Consider the following 17,362-nt stretch of genomic DNA (forward strand, 5'->3'; position numbering starts at 1 on the left):
CTGAAAAAATGACCTGCACTGTCCAAGTGCAAACAAATATCTGTCGATTCACGACGGTTGAGTCGTGGCGCGATTCTGCTGATCACGCTGGGCAACCCAATGCTCGATCAGGTCGCGCAGCTGCGACAACTCGACCGGTTTTGCCATGTGCCCGTCCATGCCGGCCTGGCGCGCGCGCTCTTTGTGCTCGGCAAGGATGTGTGCGGTCAACGCCACCACGGGGGTGCGTATTCGCTGGTTGCCGACTTCCCAGGCACGCAGTTGCTGGGTAGCGGAGAAACCGTCGAGGATCGGCATTTCACAGTCCATCAGCACCAGGTCGTAGCGTTGGGCCTTCATCGCCATCAGCGCTTCTTCGCCATTGCTGGCGGTGTCCGGTTGCAGGTTGAGCTTGCCCAGCATGCCGCGTATGACCTTGGTCGAGATGTTGTTGTCTTCGGCTACCAGGATGCGGAAATCGCTGGGTACCTTGACCGGAAGGGTCGGGCCGGAGGGCAGGTGCTGCGAGACGGGCAGGCCTTTGTTGCGCTGGTTCAGCTCGTCCGCCAGCGTGGTCTTGAGGGTATAGCCGGCCACCGGTTTGGCGAGAATGCGTTTGATCCCGCAATTACGCGCGATGATCTTGCTCGGGGCATTGCTGATACCGGTGAGCATGATCAACAGAATGTCATGGTTCAGGCTCGGGTCTTCCTTGATCTTGGCGGCCAGTTGCATGCCGGTCATGCCGGGCATGTTCTGGTCCAGCAGGACCACGTCGAAGTAATCGCGCAAGTGGGCCTTGGTGCGCAGCAGCGCCAGGGCCTCCTTGCCGGATGGTACGGCACTGACGCTCATGCCCCAGGCGCTGCACTGCTGCACCAGCACCTTGCGACAGGTGTCGTTGTCGTCCACGACCAATACGCGTGCGCCTTGCAGCGGGCCGTCCAGGTCCGAGGTCGGGTGTTCGAGACGGTCCGGGTCCAGTGGCAGGGTCAGCCATAATGTGCTGCCCTGGCTGGCGCCGCTTTTGATGCCGAATTCACCCTGCATCAAACGGATCAGCTGACGGGCGATGACCAGCCCAAGATTACCCCCCAGGCTGGTGGCCGAGAGAAAGTGCTTGCTGTGCAGTTCGGCATGCATCAACGCGTCGCGTTCTTCCGCCTCCATGGGCTGGCCGCTGTCTTGCACAGCGATGCGCAGCCGCGGTTTGGCGCTGCGTTCATCCAGGGCGACAACGATCAGGATCTCGCCTTCGTCGGTTTTCTTCAGAGCGTTTTCCAGCAGGCTCAGCAGGGTCTGGCGCAGGCGCGTTGGATCTCCGCTGATGACGCGTGGTACCTGTGGCTGGATAAAGCTGATCAGCTCGACGTTCTGCTGCTCGGCCTTGGCGCGGAAGATGCTCAGGCAGTCTTCGATCAGGGCGTTGAGGTCGAACTGCACGTCGTCCAGTTCGATCTGCCCGGACTCGAGTTTGGAGATGTCGAGAATTTCGTTGATCAGTGTCAGCAGCTCGTTGCCGGCGCTGTGGATGGTCTGCACATAGTCGCGTTGCTTGACCGACAGCGGTGTGCCCAGCAGCAGTTCGGTCATGCCCAGCACGCCATTCATCGGGGTGCGGATTTCGTGGCTGATTTTTGCCAGAAATTCGGCTTTGGCGTTGATCTCGGCGTTGCTGGCGGCCAGGTCGCGACTGACGCTGAAACGGTCTTCGGTGATGCTGCGCTGTCGCTCGCCCAAGGCAACACTCATCAACAGGCCGCTGATACAGATAAACACCAGCAGAATAATGATCAGGCCTTGCGGCGCGACAAGGGTCAGCCCCTGCAGCGCCGGCAGGATAATCAGTGTGCCGAGGTTGAATACCACCATGGCCGCCACGAACAGGCGCGCCGGGCGATAACCTTTTTGCCAGTGATGGACACTGACGAACAACATACTCAGGCCGGCCAGGGCAACCAGCACGTACGTGATGAGGTTCAGCGGCAGCGTGTTGACGAATAACAACAGCAGACCGCAGACCACGATGAACAAGATGTCGCCCAGCAGCAGCTTGTTCAGTGGGTGTGGGCCGAGCGGGGCGAAGAAACGGTAGGCGAACATCAGGCCGCAAGGTGCGGTCAGCAACAAGGCGAGGTAGGCTCCGGGTGTCTGCACGGCGTGCCAGTTCGGTAACCATGGGCCGGCCAGATTCAGCAGCAACACCAGGCTGAGCAGCAACAATACTTCGCACGCCGCCAGCCAGAGGCAGCTGCGTGAGCGGGTATAGGCATAACGGGTCAGGTTATGCAGGATCAGCATTGCGATGCAGCCAAAGAGCAGCCCGTAGATCAGCGTCAGGTTCTGAGTGGCCGCGGTCATGACCGCCGATTGCAGGGTGATGTAAGGCCGCAACTGGTGTTCGGAGACCAGCCGCAAGTAGACGTCGAGGGTTTTGTCGCTTTGTGGCAACGGCAACATGAAGTCGCTGCTGGGGAGTGGGCGCCTGGTCTGGAGCTGCCCGGTACCGGTATTCAATTGATCAATCAGTTCGTCGCCGTCGAGCACATACAGATTGAGGTGCGACAGGTCCGGTGCGAACACTCGCAGCAACTGTTCGTGTTTGCCGGGCGCGAGCCTGAAACGCAGCCATAGTGCACCCTCGGGCGCGGCCGCGGTGAGGCGGTCGAGTTCGATGGGGCTGAATTGATTGGTGTAGCGGCTGGAGCGGATGTCGCTCAGCTGCAGGTCGCCCTGTTCGTCGAGCAATACTGCCCAGCCACTGCCTTGCGCGGCTTGGGCCGGGAGCATGCAGAGCAAGGTCAGCAGAGTGACGGTGAAGCCTATGGCAATCCTGAGCCAGCGCACGGCGAAATCCCTTCGTAGGTTGATGCCAGAGTATAACTATGCGCGGCGCCGGAATAGTCAGGCAAGGGCAGCAAGCCCTTGCCTGGCCGAATGGATGGCTTATTCCTGATTTTCGCCACGCTCGCGGGCAATGGCGCGGTAGCCAATGTCCTTGCGGTAGAAGCAGCCTTCCCAGTCGATTTTAGCCGCCAGTTTGTAAGCCTGCTGCTGGGCTGCGTCGACGCTGGTGCCCATGGCGGTTGCGCACAGCACCCGACCACCGGCAGTCACCACCTGACCGTCCTTTAGCGCAGTGCCGGCATGGAAGACTTTGCCTTCCAGTGCCGCGGCTGCATCCAGGCCGTTGATGGCAACGCCTTTGACGTAGTCACCCGGGTAACCGCCAGCGGCCAGTACGATGCCGACGCTCGGACGTGGATCCCATTGCGCTTCGACCTTGTCCAGCGCTTGCGCCAGCGCCGCTTCGACCAGCAACACCAGGCTCGACTGCAAACGCAGCATCACCGGTTGGGTCTCAGGATCGCCGAAACGGCAATTGAACTCGATGACTTTTGGGTTACCAGCCTTGTCGATCATCAGGCCGGCATAGAGGAAACCGGTGTAAATGTTCCCTTCCTCGGCCATGCCGCGCACGGTCGGCCAGATCACCAGGTCCATGACCCGCTGATGGACTTCGGCCGTGACGACCGGGGCCGGGGAGTAAGCGCCCATCCCGCCGGTGTTCGGGCCGGTATCGCCGTCGCCGACGCGTTTGTGGTCTTGGCTGGTGGCCATCGGCAATACGTTCTTGCCGTCGACCATGACGATGAAGCTGGCTTCCTCGCCGTCCAGGAATTCTTCGATCACCACGCGAGAGCCGGCGTCGCCAAACGCGTTGCCTGCGAGCATGTCGCGCACCGCGTCTTCGGCTTCGCCCAGGGTCATGGCGACGATCACGCCTTTACCGGCGGCCAGGCCATCGGCCTTGATCACGATCGGTGCGCCTTTTTCACGCAGATAAGCCAGTGCTGGCTCGATCTCGGTAAAGTTCTGGTAGTCGGCGGTCGGGATCTTGTGGCGCGCCAGGAAGTCCTTGGTGAAGGCTTTCGAACCTTCCAGCTGAGCAGCGCCCGCGGTCGGGCCGAAGCAATCCAGGCCACGGGAGCGGAACAGATCGACGACACCGGCGACCAGCGGCACTTCCGGGCCGACGATGGTCAGGGAAACGTTCTTCTCGGCAAAGTCAGCCAGTTGTTCAAGCGCCAACACGTCGATAGCGACGTTCTCGCACTTGGCTTCAATGGCGGTGCCGGCGTTGCCCGGGGCAACAAAAACTTTCTGCACGCGCGGATCCTGAGCCACTTTCCAGGCCAGGGCGTGTTCACGGCCACCGCTGCCAATGATCAAAACATTCATTTCAAAAACCTCGGATGACGCTAATTCTGTGGGGGCAGCCTGAGCTGCCTGGCTAACGGTACGCGGCATCCGCCGCAGCACCAAACCTGTAGGAGCGAGGCTTGCCCGCGAAGGGATCGCCGCGGTGCATCAGCCAGACCGAGGTGAGGCCTTCGCGGGCAAGCCTCGCTCCTACAAGAGCAAAAAATCAGTGACGGAAGTGGCGCATGCCGGTGAATACCATGGCGATGCCAGCTTCATCAGCAGCAGCAATCACTTCGTTATCACGCATCGAGCCGCCTGGCTGGATCACCGCAGTGATGCCGACCTTGGCCGCGTTGTCCAAGCCGTCGCGGAATGGGAAGAACGCGTCGGAGGCCATCACCGAGCCTGCCACTTGCAAACCAGCATGTTCAGCCTTGATCGCAGCAATGCGCGCGGAGTTCACGCGGCTCATCTGGCCGGCGCCGACACCGATGGTCTGACGGTTCTTGGCGTAGACGATGGCGTTGGACTTCACGTACTTGGCGACTTTCCAGGCGAAGATCAGGTCATTGATTTCCTGTTCGGTCGGCGCGCGCTTGGTCACCACTTTCAGGTCTTCGCTGCCAATCATGCCGATGTCGCGGCTCTGCACCAGCAAACCGCCATTGACGCGTTTGTAGTCCCAGGCCGGAGCTCGGTCAGCCGACCACTCGCCGCAGGCCAGCAGGCGTACGTTGGCTTTCGCAGCAACGATGGCGCGAGCCTCTTCACTGACGGACGGGGCGATAATCACTTCGACGAACTGACGCTCGACGATGGCCTTGGCGGTTTCAGCATCCAGCTCGCGGTTGAACGCGATGATGCCGCCGAACGCCGACTCGGTGTCGGTGGCGTAGGCCAGTTCGTAGGCCTGGCGGATGCCGCCTTCGGCGTCCGGGCTCACGGCCACGCCGCACGGGTTGGCGTGCTTGACGATCACGCAGGCCGGTTTGACGAAGCTCTTCACGCATTCCAGCGCGGCGTCGGTGTCGGCCACGTTGTTGAACGACAGCTCTTTGCCTTGCAGTTGGGTCGCGGTGGCGATGCCCACTTCCGCAGGTTTGGCTTCAACGTAGAACGCCGCGCTCTGGTGCGGGTTCTCGCCGTAGCGCATTTCCTGAGCCTTGACGAACTGGCTGTTGAAGGTGCGCGGGAATTCGCTGCGACCTTCGGTGCTGAGGGTTTCAGCCGCCTGGTTCACGGTGCCCATGTAGTTGGCGATCATGCCGTCATAGGCGGCGGTGTGTTCGAAGGCCTTGAGCATCAGGTCGAAACGCTGAGCGTAGGTCAGGCCGCCGGCCTTGAGGCTTTTCAGGACGTTGGCGTAATCGCTGGCATTCACCACGATGGCCACGTCTTTGTGGTTCTTGGCTGCCGAACGGACCATGGTCGGGCCGCCGATGTCGATGTTCTCGATGGCGGTCGGCAGGTCGCAGCCTGGCTTGTTGATGGTAGCTTCGAACGGGTACAGGTTGACCGCAACCAGATCGATCGGCTTGATGCCGTGCTCGTTCATGATGGCGTCGTCGATACCGCGACGACCGAGGATCCCGCCGTGGATTTTCGGGTGCAGGGTTTTCACCCGACCGTCCATCATTTCTGCGAAACCGGTGTAATCCGCGACTTCCACTGCGGCAACGCCGTTGTCGCGCAGCAGCTTGAACGTTCCGCCGGTGGAGAGGATCTCGACGCCCAGGGCTTCGAGTTCCTTGGCGAATTCAAGGATCCCGGTCTTGTCGGAAACGCTGATCAAAGCGCGGCGGATCGGCAGGCGGGTAGTCTGGTCGGTCATTTCAATTTCCATCAAAAGCAAGGGAAGTCAGCAAAAAAGGCGACCGGTTTTACGCGGGCGCCTTTCTGGTTTGATTGAATGCTTACAGCAAATCGTACTGCTTGAGTTTCTTGCGCAGGGTGCCCCGGTTCAGCCCGAGCAGCTCACTGGCCTTGGTCTGGTTGCCCTTGACGTAGTTCATCACGCATTCGAGCAGGGGAGCCTCGACTTCGGAGAGCACCAGGTTGTACACATCCGTGACGGCAGCGCCCTCAAGGTGGGCGAAATAATTGTGCAGCGCCTTCTCGACACTCCCGCGAAGGGTCTGACCTTCTTCGCTCGGCGTATTGAGGTGCTGTTTCAAATTCACGTTGTCGCTCACGGGTGTTGTTCCACTCACTAAAGTCTCGGTCATCATCGTCATGCAGCCACCCCTTCTCCGTCCCCTGTCAGGCTCTTGTAGCGTTCGGCGAAGAAGGCCCGAACGTAGGCGCATTGTGCTTCCGTATCTTCCAAACGATTGAAGTGGGCGCGGAACTCCCTGGCGCCCGGCAAGGTTGCGAGATACCAGCCCACATGCTTGCGAGCTATGCGCACGCCCATGACGTCGCCGTAGAAGGCATGCAGCGCAGCCAGATGCTCAAGCAGAATACGTTCCACCTCGATCAGTTCCGGTGCCGGGAGCTTTTCGCCGGTACGCAGATAATGGTCGATTTCACGAAAAATCCATGGCTGCCCCTGGGCAGCCCGACCCACTAACAGGCCATCGGCACCGGTCGCGTCGAGCACGTACCGGGCCTTCTCGGGCGAATCGATATCGCCGTTGGCGAAGACCGGAATCGACACCGCCTGCTTGATCGCGGCAATGGTGTCGTACTCGGCTTCACCGGTGTACAGATCGGCACGGGTGCGGCCATGCACCGCCAACGCCGTAATGCCTGCCTGTTCGGCGATCTTCGCCACGGTCAGGCCGTTCTTGTTCGCCCGGTCCCAGCCGGTGCGGATCTTCAGGGTGACCGGCACATCGACTGCGGCCACCACGGCCTGCAGGATCTCGGTCACCAATGCTTCATCTTTCAACAGGGCGGAGCCGGCGGCCTTGTTGCAGACCTTCTTCGCCGGACAGCCCATGTTGATATCAATAATCTGTGCGCCCAGTTCGACGTTGGCCCGGGCTGCATCCGCCAGCATCTGCGCATCTCCACCGGCGATCTGTACCGAGCGGGGCTCGGGATCGCCTTCGTGGATCATGCGCATCCGCGATTTGCGGGTGTTCCACAAGCTCATGTCGCTGGTGACCATTTCCGAGACTACAAGGCCCGCGCCCAGTCGCTTGCACAGCTGACGAAAGGGCTGGTCGGTGACACCCGCCATGGGGGCGAGAATCAAGCCGTTGTGCAATGTATATGGACCGATGCGTACCGCCGACATAGGACTTCCCTGTTGTGGGGCCGGATCATGAGAGTTCGAAAAAGGGTTGGCATGATACCCGCTCTCGATGACTGGATAAAGGCTGAATTGAACAAAATCTGAACAGTAATTTTGTTATCGCCAGCGGTTTGGTACGAGCGGTCAAAGTCAGAAATATGCCGTCAAGCCTGCAACACTTGAGTGTTTCACTCCGGGGAATGAAAGCTCAGGCTGTAGTTAACCGCTTTGGGGCCGGGGTCGAGGATGTCCAGCGCGATGTGGATCGGCGTTTGTGGTGGCATTTCCGCCAGGCCCTCGAGGTCGCCGTTGAGGTACTCGCCGGGCTTGAAGCGACGGCTGGCGATCAGGTGGCCGTTGAGGTCGGCAAAGCGCAGCTCAAGCAGCGGGAAGGGCTGGGAGAAGGGCGCACGGTTGTAGATGATGGCATCGACCACCAGGGCGCCGTTGAAGTCCGGGTGGCTGCGGACCACCAGATTGCTGCTTTTGACTTTCGCGATGTCGACTTTGGACGGCACGGTGCAGCCGATGTGCGGGCACAGTTGCTGGAACCACGGACGGTACTGGTCCTGGCGTGCCAGTTCGTCGAAGTGGTAGGCGATGTATTGGCCGGCGAGGCCGGCGGTGCCGAGCAGGATCAGCAGTAGCCAGAAAAAGCGCCGACCCCAGGGGGAGCGACGTTTTTGCCAGTCCAGTTGCAACGGGTCGTCGGTCAGGTCCTCCAGCTCTTCCGCGCGCAGGGCCGGTCCGCTGCGTTCGCGTCGTTTGCGCAGGGGCTCGACCGAGGGCAGATCGTCGTCGATCTCATCGGTGGTCGCCGACAGCCCCCCAAAGGGGATCGGGGCGTCGAGCGGGTCGTGCAGGCGCAGTTGTTGGATCTCGGGTTCGTCGTCCAGATCCGCGGGCGCAAGCGACAGCGAAGGCTCGGTGCGCGAGGGTTTGCTTGGCTCGATCGTCGGTTCTGGTGCGGGTGCGTCGAGAGTTTGTGCGCGATCGGCGGCCGATTCACTGAAGAGGCTGTCGGACCATGGCTCCTGATCCTGCTCGGTGGTATCGCGGCGAGCGCTGAGGCTGTCTTCGCGGGGGCGAGTGAATTCCGTTGTTGGTTGGATTTCCCGTTGTTCAAGCCGGGCGAGCTCTTCGTCCAGATCCAGGCTGTCCAGATCCATTTCTGCTGCGGTCCATTGCTTTTGGCTGATGGCTCGTTGCACGGGCGGTTCGACGGACGCCGGTGCAACCGGTTTGACCGTTTCTTTGCCGGCCCGCTGTTCGAGTAACTGCTTGGCGGCGTTGAACACCTGCAAGCACGAGCCGCAACGAACCACTCCACGGGCCACGCTCAACTGAGCATGGCTGACGCGGAAGCTGGTTTGGCAATGCGGGCACTGGGTGACGAAGCTGTCGGTCATGCGGCAATCCGGTTTATGCAGGCGCTCATTCTAGCGCCGACGGCCAGTGATGCGTACCCAGCCATCGCGATTGGCAATCGGGTCCAGATCGAAGTCCTGAGCGTAGGCGGCGGCGACTTCTTCACCTTGTTCGGCGAGGATGCCCGACAGCGCCAAACGACCGCCCGGCTTGACCAGGCTGGACAGTTGTGGCGCCAGCGAAACCAGCGGGCCGGCAAGAATATTGGCGACCAGCACGTCGGCCTGAACCTGTGGCAGGTCTTGCGGCAGATACAGCGGGAAGAGCTCGTCAGCAATGTTGTTGCGACCGGCGTTGTCGCGGGAGGCTTCCAGCGCCTGCACGTCGATGTCGGTACCGACGGCTTGCTTGGCGCCCAGTAACAGGGCGGCAATCGCCAGAATCCCCGAACCGCAACCGAAGTCGAGCACGTTGCAACCTTTCAGGTCCTGACCGTCGAGCCATTCCAGGCACAGCGCGGTGGTCGGGTGAGTACCGGTGCCGAACGCCAGGCCCGGGTCCAGCAGCAGGTTCACGGCGTCTGGCTCAGGGGCTGCGTGCCAGCTCGGGACGATCCACAGGCGCTGACCGAAACGCATTGGCTGGAAACCGTCCATCCAGCTGCGTTCCCAATCCTGGTCTTCGATGACTTCGCTGTGATGCTCGGGCAGCGGGCTGCCAGTCAGCAACTCAAGGTGGGCCAGCACGCTGGCAGCCTCGGTGCCACCTTCGAACAAGGCCAGCAAGTGAGTGTGCGACCACAGCGGGGTGGTGTTGAGTTCCGGCTCGAAAATCGGCTGATCTTCGGCGTCCATGAAGGTCACCGACACGGCGCCCACTTCAAGGAAAGCGTCTTCGTAGGTTTCGGCTTGTTCTGGGCTGATGGCGAGACGGACTTGCAGCCAAGGCATGGCGGGCACCTTTGAAAAATATTGATTGCAGCCTAGCGGGCTGCGAGAAGCGCGCAAGTTTACGCGAGCGCGAGGCAGAAGACGACCGGGTAGCCAAGGATCAGGTGTGAACAAATCACCTGTGGCGAGGGGGCTTGCCCCCGTTGGACTGCGAAGCGGTCCAAAAACCGTCGATCCGGATTTTCCTGATGCTGCGCGGTGAATGGTTTTGCGTCTGCTGCGCAGCCGAACGGGGGCGAGCCCCCTCGCCACAGGGGTTTTATGTTTAGCAATCTCCAGAAACAACAAAGCCGCTCGAAAGCGGCCTTGTTGGTATGGATCACAGCTTAATGCTTTTCGCCAGCCAGCTTGTGTTCCAGGTAGTGGATGTTGATTCCACCTTTGCAGAAGCCTTCATCGCGGACCAGGTCGCGGTGCAGCGGGATGTTGGTCTTGATCCCGTCGACAACGATTTCGTCCAGCGCATTGCGCATGCGCGCCATGGCTTCGTCACGGGTTGCGCCGTAGGTGATCAGCTTGCCGATCAACGAATCGTAGTTCGGCGGAACAGCATAGCCACTGTACAGGTGCGAATCGACGCGAACGCCGTTGCCGCCTGGTGCGTGGAAATGCTTGACCGTGCCTGGGCTAGGCATGAAGGTTTTCGGGTCTTCGGCGTTGATCCGGCATTCCAGCGCGTGACCGCGAATGACTACGTCATCCTGGGTGAACGACAGCTTGTTGCCGGCGGCGATGCTGAGCATCTCCTTGACGATGTCGATGCCGGTGACCATTTCCGATACCGGGTGTTCTACCTGGACACGAGTGTTCATCTCGATGAAGTAGAAGTGACCGTTCTCGTACAGGAACTCGAAAGTGCCCGCGCCACGGTAGCCGATGTCGATGCAAGCCTTGACGCAGCGGGCGAGGACTTCCTCGCGCGCGTTCTCGTCGATGCCCGGTGCCGGCGCTTCTTCAAGAACCTTCTGGTGGCGACGTTGCAGCGAGCAATCGCGGTCACCCAGATGGATGGCGTGGCCCTGGCCGTCGGAAAGTACCTGAACTTCCACGTGACGTGGGTTGGTCAGGAATTTTTCCAGATAGACCATCGGGTTGCCGAACGCTGCGCCCGCTTCGGAGCGGGTCAGTTTCGCCGAAGAGATCAGGTCTTCTTCTTTGTGCACTACCCGCATGCCGCGACCACCGCCGCCGCCAGCGGCTTTGATGATCACCGGATAACCGACTTCGCGACCAATGCGCAGAGCGGTTTCTTCGTCTTCAGGCAGTGGGCCGTCGGAACCCGGAACGGTTGGAACGCCGGCGGCGATCATGGCGTGCTTGGCCGATACCTTGTCGCCCATCAGGCGGATGGTCTCGGCTTTCGGGCCAATGAACGCGAAGCCGGAGTTCTCGACCTGTTCGGCGAAGTCGGCGTTTTCCGCAAGGAAGCCGTAGCCTGGGTGGATAGCGGTAGCGCCAGTCACTTCAGCGGCGGCGATGATGGCCGGAATGTGCAGGTAAGAGTGCGCGGCCGAGGCCGGGCCGATACAGACGGATTCGTCTGCCAGACCCAGGTGCATCAGCTCTTTGTCGGCCTTGGAGTAAACGGCGACAGTCTTGATGCCCATCTCTTTGCAGGCACGCAGAATCCGCAGGGCAATCTCACCGCGGTTGGCGATCAGAACTTTTTCCAACTTCGCAGTCATCAAAGTTTCTCCGCGGTTCAAACGATGGTGAACAGCGGTTGGTCGTACTCAACCGGCTGGCCGTCTTCGACGAGGATGGATTCGATCACACCGCTGGCTTCAGCTTCGATGTGGTTCATCATCTTCATGGCTTCGACGATGCACAGAGTGTCGCCTTTCTTCACGGTCTGGCCGACTTCAACGAAGGACGGCGAGGACGGCGAGGATTTGCGATAGAAAGTGCCGACCATCGGCGAACGGGCAACGTTGCCGTTCAGCACAGGCGCAGCCGGAGCTGCAGGAGCAGCGGCGGCAACCGGAGCAGCAGCAACAGGCGCAGGCGCCGGCGCATGCATCGGAGCGGGAGCGTAGTACTGCTGAGCCGGCGTCTTGCTGTGACGGCTGATGCGTACGGACTCTTCGCCTTCCTTGATCTCGAGCTCGTCGATACCGGACTCTTCCAGCAATTCGATCAGTTTCTTAACTTTACGGATATCCATGAATCATCAACTCCCAAAGGTCGGTCAGGGGGCGTTTAACGCTTGTTGTTCAAGCTGTTGCCTGTTTTTCAAGCTGCTCTAGGGCGGCCTCCAGGGCCAGTCGATAACCGCTGGCGCCAAGGCCGCAGATCACTCCCACCGCAACGTCGGAGAAGTAAGAGTGATGGCGGAAAGGTTCGCGTTTGTGCACGTTAGACAAATGCACTTCGATGAATGGGATGCTCACTGCCAGCAGCGCGTCACGTAATGCGACACTTGTATGTGTAAAAGCTGCTGGATTGATCAGAATGAAGTCCACGCCTTCGCCGCGAGCAGCGTGGATACGATCGATCAATTCGTACTCGGCGTTGCTTTGCAGATAGAGCAAATGGTGGCCGGCATTGCGCGCCCGCTGTTCCAGATCCTGGTTGATTTGCGCCAGGGTGGTGGCACCGTAGACGCCCGGTTCCCGGGTGCCGAGCAAGTTCAGGTTGGGGCCGTGTAAAACCAATAAGGTCGCCATCTGCTGCTCCTTTGTCATCTGTGTGCAATTGTCAGAACCCGGCGACTATGCCGCAAAGCCTTTGTGACTGTCCAGTTCTATGCAATAGCCAGCACGATGGCCGATGTTTACGCGAAATATGTGACCGGCTAATTAAATCCGGTCATTTGCTTTCGCAACACGTTCGGCGAAGTTTTTCGCGTTGATCTCGCCGATCACCCGCACATCGGCACGTTCGACACCATCTTTGCCAAAAAACATCAGCGCCGGAGGACCAAATAGCTTGTAGCGGTCGAGCAGGGCGCGTTGTTCGGCGTTGCTGGCGGAGATGTCGAAACGGATCAATCGATAGCCTTTGAGGCGTTCGATGACCTTGGCATCGTTGAGAACTTCGTGTTCGATGACTTTGCAACTGATGCACCAGTCGGCGTACCAGTCGAGCAGCAGCGGCGTGCCGGAGGATTTTGCTTCGGCGAGGACGCGGTCCAGTTCGGCTGGAGTGGTAATGGTTTGCCAGTCGCCGACTATTTGCGGTTGACCGTTGCCCGCGATAATACGCGGTTGGCCAATAGGGTTGAGCGGATCGGTCTGGCCGCTGAATGCGCCGTACCAACAGGCCAGTGCGTAAAACAGCAGGAGCATCCCGAGCAATTGCCCCAAGCGTTTTCTGGGTGGTTTATAGACAAATTCCAGCGCGCCCATAAACAACCCGACGCCACCGGCGAGCAGGCCAATCAGCAGCAAAGTGATCTGGCCCGGCAATACCCGGCTGAGCAAAGCGATCGCCAGCCCCAGTAGCAGCACCCCAATCGCATTTTTCACGTAGATCAGCCACGGACCGCTTTTCGGCAGCCAGGCTGCGCCGCCGGTTGCCACCAGCAACAGCGGCGCGCCCATGCCCAGGCCGAGCATGAACAATTTCAATCCTCCGCCCAGGGCATCGCCGCTGGCGCTGATGTACAGCAGCGCGCCGGCCAGTGGTGCCGATACGCACGGCGAAACCAGCAGACTCGACACCACGCCCAGCACCGCCGCGCCCCACAATGAGCCACCTTCGGTGCGCCCGGCGATCCGGTCCAGGCGGCTGCTGATGGCGTAGGGCAGTTTCAGTTCGAATACGCCAAACATGGCCAGGGCAAATACGGCGAAAAACAGCGCGAATGGCACCAGCACCCAGGCCGATTGCAGGCGCGCCTGAAGATTGAGCTGCGCACCGAACATTCCCATCAAGGCCCCCAGCAGGGCGTAACAGGCGGCCATTGGGAGCACGTAAGCAAGCGACAGTTTGAACCCACGTAAACCACCGACCTGCCCGCGCAGGACCACGCCGGAGAGGATCGGCAGCATTGGTAGTACGCAGGGGGTGAGGGTCAGGCCAACGCCTGCGAGGAAAAACAGCGCCAGTTCGCGCCAGCTCCAGGCTGTGGTTGCGCCGCCGCTGCCATCAATACTCAGGCGCTCGGTCTCGGGCGGGTAGCACAGGCCTTTGTCGGCGCAGCCCTGATAGGTCACGGCCAGCGTAAAGGCGCGGGAATCGGTGCGCGGCAGTTCTACATCGAGAATGCCGTGGTAAACCTCGACATCGCCGAAGTACTCATCGTGCTTTTGTTCGCCCTTGGGCAATTGCGCCGCGACGAGGCCTACATCGGCTGGATCGGCGCGAAACTGAAAGCGATGGCGGTAGAGGTAATAACCCTCGGTGGCGACGAAACGCAGCTTGATCGATTGCGGCGTGCTTTCTACCAGGCTCAACTGAAAGGCTTCGCGCACCGGCAGGAAATCGGCGCTGTTGTTGATCGAGCCCAGGGTGGAACTGGGCCGACTCTCCAGCAACCCGGCGGCGGAGGCCGGCAGGGCGAGCACTAATAACAGCAGGCAAAGCAAACGGCGCATGACAATCTCGCGTATCGAAAGTGTGGGCATGATAGCGGACGCAAGCGTATGTTGCCTCGTAACCCAGATCTGTAGGAGCGAGGCTTGCCCGCGAAGAACGATAATGCGGTTTAACAGGGGGACCGTGTAATCGTTCTTCGCGGGCAAGCCGCGCTCCTACGGCAATCCGCTGGAGTGGTTGCACAGGTTGATTGTTACAGGCGTGTAGTGGGTGTTGTCGGTATGTCGAAACAGCGTGCTGCTGTGATACTCATAGACTTCCTGGTTGGTCGACACATTGATGACCGAGCCTTGGATATCGACCTTTATGGCTGGATCTCGGGTGACCAGAAACGGACCGGCAGTCTTGAGTTCAGACGCTATTTGTTCGTCGGATGGCAGCTCGCGATAGACATAGTATCGATAGCTGAACGGCACTGTCGCTCCGCCTCGATCATCCTTGATTCCGTAGATGAAGCCATGTTCGCCAAGGGGCAGCTTGAGTACCACATCGGTCAACACCGGGGTGCTGGAAGACATAAGCCATGTCCCTCCTATGTAAGCCAGGCATACCGCCAGCAGGCAGGTGGTGACGATTGTGTATGCGGTTTTTTTAGTAGTTCCTGAACCGGGCATACCTGACTCCTTTCTTGATCCATTCCTGATCCGCTGGATCATCGCCAAAAGGAGCCTCACTCCACCAGCTTCCAAATTCTACTTTTGTCGTTTTTGCCTGTGTCTGGGCAACACCGGCGGCACGTAACAGGACACTTTCGGAAAATCCCGCAGCAATCCCGGCCGCGCCGTAATTGAAATTACCGAAAGCTTCATAGGCCGGAGACAGTTTTTTGTAATCCCAAGGGCCGCGATTTCTGACCTGGGTATAGAACCAGGAATAAATGAATGCGGATCCCTCTTTCAAAACTTTTTTCTTATGGAAGGCAACTGCCATGTTTTCCTCCACAGATACGCCTGGGGGCGAAGGTGGGACTATCACGGGGCACTCCTGTTGCGCGCACGATTAATTGAAGCGCTAAACCCTAGCATCAAAACGACGACTAAAAACCACTGCATGGATAAATAAGAGTTTTCATACAAGAGCTTAGGTGGTGACAGTCCAGATCGTTAGTTGGGTTCAGGCCTGCAGCCTTTAGACCCGGAAGGCCTGAACGGCTGTATGCAACCGCCCGCCCAGCACCAACAAATTCTCCCCTTGCTCACGCCCCTCACCAATCCTCAGCAAGTTATCCCCACCCAATAGGTGAATCCGCTCACTGTGATCGCGGATTTCGCTGACAGCGCCGCTCTGTTGGGCGGTGACATCGGCGATGCGCACGGCGGTGTCGGAAATGGTCTGGATCGCCCCGACGATTTTATCCAGCGCCCCATCGGCCGCCTGAGCCTGATTGGCCGTGGCTTCGGCATGTTCGACCTGAGCGCGCATGCCTTCGACCGATTGCCGCGCGGCGGTTTGCAGGCCGGCGATCAGCGTCTGGATCTCGGCCGTGGCCCCGGCGGTGCGTTGCGCCAGTGAACGAACCTCTTCGGCCACCACCGCAAATCCTCGGCCCATTTCTCCGGCGCGGGCCGCTTCGATGGCGGCGTTCAGGGCCAGCAGGTTGGTCTGGTCGGCAATCGAGCGGATGACCGTCAGCACACCGCCGATGGTCGCCGACTCCTCGGCCAGATGCTCGATCATCTGCGCGTTGCCTTGCACTTCGCCCACCAGCGCATGCAGCCCGGTGAGGCTCAGGCCGATCACTTTCTGACCGTGTTCCACCGCAAGCCCTGCATGACGACTGGCATCGGCAGCCTGGCTGGCGTCACCGGCGACTTGTTGAATCGTCGCCTCGAGTTCACCGAGAGAATCGCGGATCAGCGCGGTGTCGCCGGCCTGATGCTCGGCGCCACTGTGCAGGTCATTGCTCAATTCGGCCAACGTTCGGCTGCTGCCGGCGACTTGCTCGGCGTTGAGGCGAATGGTGCCTACCAGGTCGACCAGATAGGCGCGCAAGCGATTGAGCGAGGCTTGAATGTCATGCAGTTCGCGGTTGGTCGCGCCCAGTTGAATGTCGCGGCTGAAGTCACCTTCGGCCCAGGTCGAGAGCGCTGGGGCGAGGTTGGTCAGCGTTCGGGCCAGGCGTCGCTGCAAGGTGTCGATGAGCAGTGCGATCAGCAGGATCAGCCCGATCATCACCCCTTGCATCAACCGTACTTCGCTCTGGATCTGCCCGTGCTGGGCGCGAACCACCGGTTCCAGCCCGGCGATGGACTGTTGCACGGCGGCGATTTTCAAGTGCGTCGCGGTGCTGAGGTCGGCGCGTTTCTGGATCTGTTCGCGAGTGCGCGCCAGTTCCGAGGGGTAGCGGGTGAGCAGGCTGTTGAGTTCGCGTTTGAGGCCGACGCCGGCATCTTCGGCGACGGTTTTCTCGGTGTTCTCCAAACCCATCATCGCGGCGAAATCATCGGTGTTCGATTCGGTACTGGCGGTCACGCCAAGTAGCGGTAAGGCGTCCAGTTGCTCGGCTTGAGCACGGATGTTGGCGACCTCGCGTTCGACATCGGCGGCCAGTTCACTGCGACCACTGCTGACCAGTTTGTCCCGAGCCAGGGACAGTTTGCCCACGTGCTGGGAGGCGACCAGCAACGGCGTCAAGTACGCCGCATTACCGCTGGCGTATTGGCTGAGCTGATCCAGGCTGGCGCCGAGTTCGCGTTCGGCTTGCAGCAGCAGTGCTTGCGGGTCGCCCGCGAGTTTGCCAGCGGCCAGCAGGTCGGTTTTGCTGAATTCAGTCAGGTTCGACAGGCTCGGACGCAAGGTGTCAGCCAATGCCGGTGGCAACTCACCGAGTTCTTTTTGCAAGGCGTCGATGGCCTGGCTGGCGCTGCTCAGGCGCAGGGCATCGCCGCTGGCCAGGTAATCCTCGACGTTGCGCGCCACTTCATTTTGAAACTGCTGAGACAGGCCCAGATAACGCTCCATCAATAGGTAGGGACGTTCCAGAGCTTTTTGCGACCACCAGAGCGTGGCGCCAAGGGCCACGCACACGGCGACCAAAAGGAGGGTATTGAGATTGGTCAACAGCTTCAGGCGCATCGTGGTC

14 protein-coding genes are annotated in these 17,362 nt (G+C 60.1%); all 14 read right to left on the reverse strand.

Going from position 1 to position 17,362, the window contains the following annotated elements; translation table 11 throughout:
* Positions 1–48: 48 nt before the first annotated feature.
* The 14 genes from AB7M22_RS30195 to AB7M22_RS30260 all read right to left on the reverse strand — a co-directional run bounded on the left by AB7M22_RS30195 (position 49) and on the right by AB7M22_RS30260 (position 17,355).
* The gene (locus AB7M22_RS30195; protein WP_454188693.1) at positions 49–2,826 is read right to left on the reverse strand and encodes a response regulator; all 2,778 of its coding nucleotides are present in this window, start codon (positions 2,824–2,826) and stop codon (positions 49–51) included.
* Positions 2,827–2,925: 99 nt separating this feature from the next.
* A complete protein-coding gene (gene purD, locus AB7M22_RS30200) occupies positions 2,926–4,221 on the reverse strand; it encodes a phosphoribosylamine--glycine ligase (RefSeq protein WP_454188694.1) in 1,296 nt (431 codons plus the stop codon).
* A 187-nt stretch (positions 4,222–4,408) separates the two neighbouring features.
* Positions 4,409–6,016 (reverse strand): bifunctional phosphoribosylaminoimidazolecarboxamide formyltransferase/IMP cyclohydrolase, encoded by a 1,608-nt coding sequence (gene purH, locus AB7M22_RS30205; RefSeq protein WP_454188695.1) that lies wholly within the window; start codon positions 6,014–6,016, stop codon positions 4,409–4,411.
* A gap of 82 nt (positions 6,017–6,098) precedes the next feature.
* Positions 6,099–6,419, reverse strand: coding sequence for a DNA-binding transcriptional regulator Fis (fis, locus tag AB7M22_RS30210; protein ID WP_007907419.1), 321 nt, complete (start codon positions 6,417–6,419; stop codon positions 6,099–6,101).
* The gene (gene dusB, locus AB7M22_RS30215; protein ID WP_007907421.1) at positions 6,416–7,426 is read right to left on the reverse strand and encodes a tRNA dihydrouridine synthase DusB; all 1,011 of its coding nucleotides are present in this window, start codon (positions 7,424–7,426) and stop codon (positions 6,416–6,418) included. Before dusB ends, fis begins: the two co-directional genes overlap by 4 nt.
* 185 nt (positions 7,427–7,611) lie before the next feature.
* Positions 7,612–8,832, reverse strand: a complete 1,221-nt coding sequence (locus AB7M22_RS30220) for a DUF3426 domain-containing protein (protein WP_454188696.1) — start codon at positions 8,830–8,832, stop codon at positions 7,612–7,614.
* A 30-nt stretch (positions 8,833–8,862) separates the two neighbouring features.
* The gene (gene prmA, locus AB7M22_RS30225) at positions 8,863–9,741 is read right to left on the reverse strand and encodes a 50S ribosomal protein L11 methyltransferase (protein WP_007907426.1); all 879 of its coding nucleotides are present in this window, start codon (positions 9,739–9,741) and stop codon (positions 8,863–8,865) included.
* A 326-nt stretch (positions 9,742–10,067) separates the two neighbouring features.
* Positions 10,068–11,426, reverse strand: coding sequence for an acetyl-CoA carboxylase biotin carboxylase subunit (accC, locus tag AB7M22_RS30230; protein WP_008011241.1), 1,359 nt, complete (start codon positions 11,424–11,426; stop codon positions 10,068–10,070).
* A 17-nt stretch (positions 11,427–11,443) separates the two neighbouring features.
* Positions 11,444–11,905, reverse strand: a complete 462-nt coding sequence (gene accB, locus AB7M22_RS30235; protein WP_038978781.1) for an acetyl-CoA carboxylase biotin carboxyl carrier protein — start codon at positions 11,903–11,905, stop codon at positions 11,444–11,446.
* 49 nt (positions 11,906–11,954) lie between these two features.
* Complete coding sequence (gene aroQ, locus AB7M22_RS30240; RefSeq protein WP_007907431.1) at positions 11,955–12,407, reverse strand: type II 3-dehydroquinate dehydratase; 453 nt, start codon at positions 12,405–12,407, stop codon at positions 11,955–11,957.
* A 132-nt stretch (positions 12,408–12,539) separates the two neighbouring features.
* Entirely contained in the window at positions 12,540–14,279 is a 1,740-nt protein-coding gene (locus AB7M22_RS30245; protein WP_454188697.1) for a protein-disulfide reductase DsbD, read from the reverse strand.
* 156 nt (positions 14,280–14,435) lie between these two features.
* A complete protein-coding gene (locus AB7M22_RS30250) occupies positions 14,436–14,798 on the reverse strand; it encodes a hypothetical protein (RefSeq protein WP_454188698.1) in 363 nt (120 codons plus the stop codon).
* 73 nt (positions 14,799–14,871) lie between these two features.
* Positions 14,872–15,210, reverse strand: coding sequence for a polymorphic toxin type 44 domain-containing protein (locus tag AB7M22_RS30255; protein ID WP_454188699.1), 339 nt, complete (start codon positions 15,208–15,210; stop codon positions 14,872–14,874).
* A gap of 198 nt (positions 15,211–15,408) precedes the next feature.
* Positions 15,409–17,355: a methyl-accepting chemotaxis protein gene (locus AB7M22_RS30260; RefSeq protein WP_454188700.1), complete on the reverse strand. Its 1,947-nt coding sequence runs from the start codon at positions 17,353–17,355 to the stop codon at positions 15,409–15,411.
* Positions 17,356–17,362: the final 7 nt, after the last annotated feature.

The sequence above is a fragment of the Pseudomonas sp. ADAK2 TE3594 genome, from assembly GCF_053628675.1.

Bases quoted from the DNA above. Each gene is read 5' to 3' on its own strand.
- AB7M22_RS30220 (WP_454188696.1), bottom strand. From the start codon at position 8,832: ATGACCGACAGCTTCGTCACCCAGTGCCCGCATTGCCAAACCAGCTTC.
- fis (WP_007907419.1), bottom strand. From the start codon at position 6,419: ATGACGATGATGACCGAGACTTTAGTGAGTGGAACAACACCCGTGAGC.
- accC (WP_008011241.1), bottom strand. From the start codon at position 11,426: ATGACTGCGAAGTTGGAAAAAGTTCTGATCGCCAACCGCGGTGAGATT.
- aroQ (WP_007907431.1), bottom strand. From the start codon at position 12,407: ATGGCGACCTTATTGGTTTTACACGGCCCCAACCTGAACTTGCTCGGC.
- AB7M22_RS30260 (WP_454188700.1), bottom strand. From the start codon at position 17,355: ATGCGCCTGAAGCTGTTGACCAATCTCAATACCCTCCTTTTGGTCGCC.
- accB (WP_038978781.1), bottom strand. From the start codon at position 11,905: ATGGATATCCGTAAAGTTAAGAAACTGATCGAATTGCTGGAAGAGTCC.
- purD (WP_454188694.1), bottom strand. From the start codon at position 4,221: ATGAATGTTTTGATCATTGGCAGCGGTGGCCGTGAACACGCCCTGGCC.
- AB7M22_RS30250 (WP_454188698.1), bottom strand. From the start codon at position 14,798: ATGTCTTCCAGCACCCCGGTGTTGACCGATGTGGTACTCAAGCTGCCC.
- AB7M22_RS30245 (WP_454188697.1), bottom strand. From the start codon at position 14,279: ATGCGCCGTTTGCTTTGCCTGCTGTTATTAGTGCTCGCCCTGCCGGCC.
- AB7M22_RS30255 (WP_454188699.1), bottom strand. From the start codon at position 15,210: ATGGCAGTTGCCTTCCATAAGAAAAAAGTTTTGAAAGAGGGATCCGCA.
- prmA (WP_007907426.1), bottom strand. From the start codon at position 9,741: ATGCCTTGGCTGCAAGTCCGTCTCGCCATCAGCCCAGAACAAGCCGAA.
- dusB (WP_007907421.1), bottom strand. From the start codon at position 7,426: ATGTCGGCGGTACGCATCGGTCCATATACATTGCACAACGGCTTGATT.
- purH (WP_454188695.1), bottom strand. From the start codon at position 6,016: ATGACCGACCAGACTACCCGCCTGCCGATCCGCCGCGCTTTGATCAGC.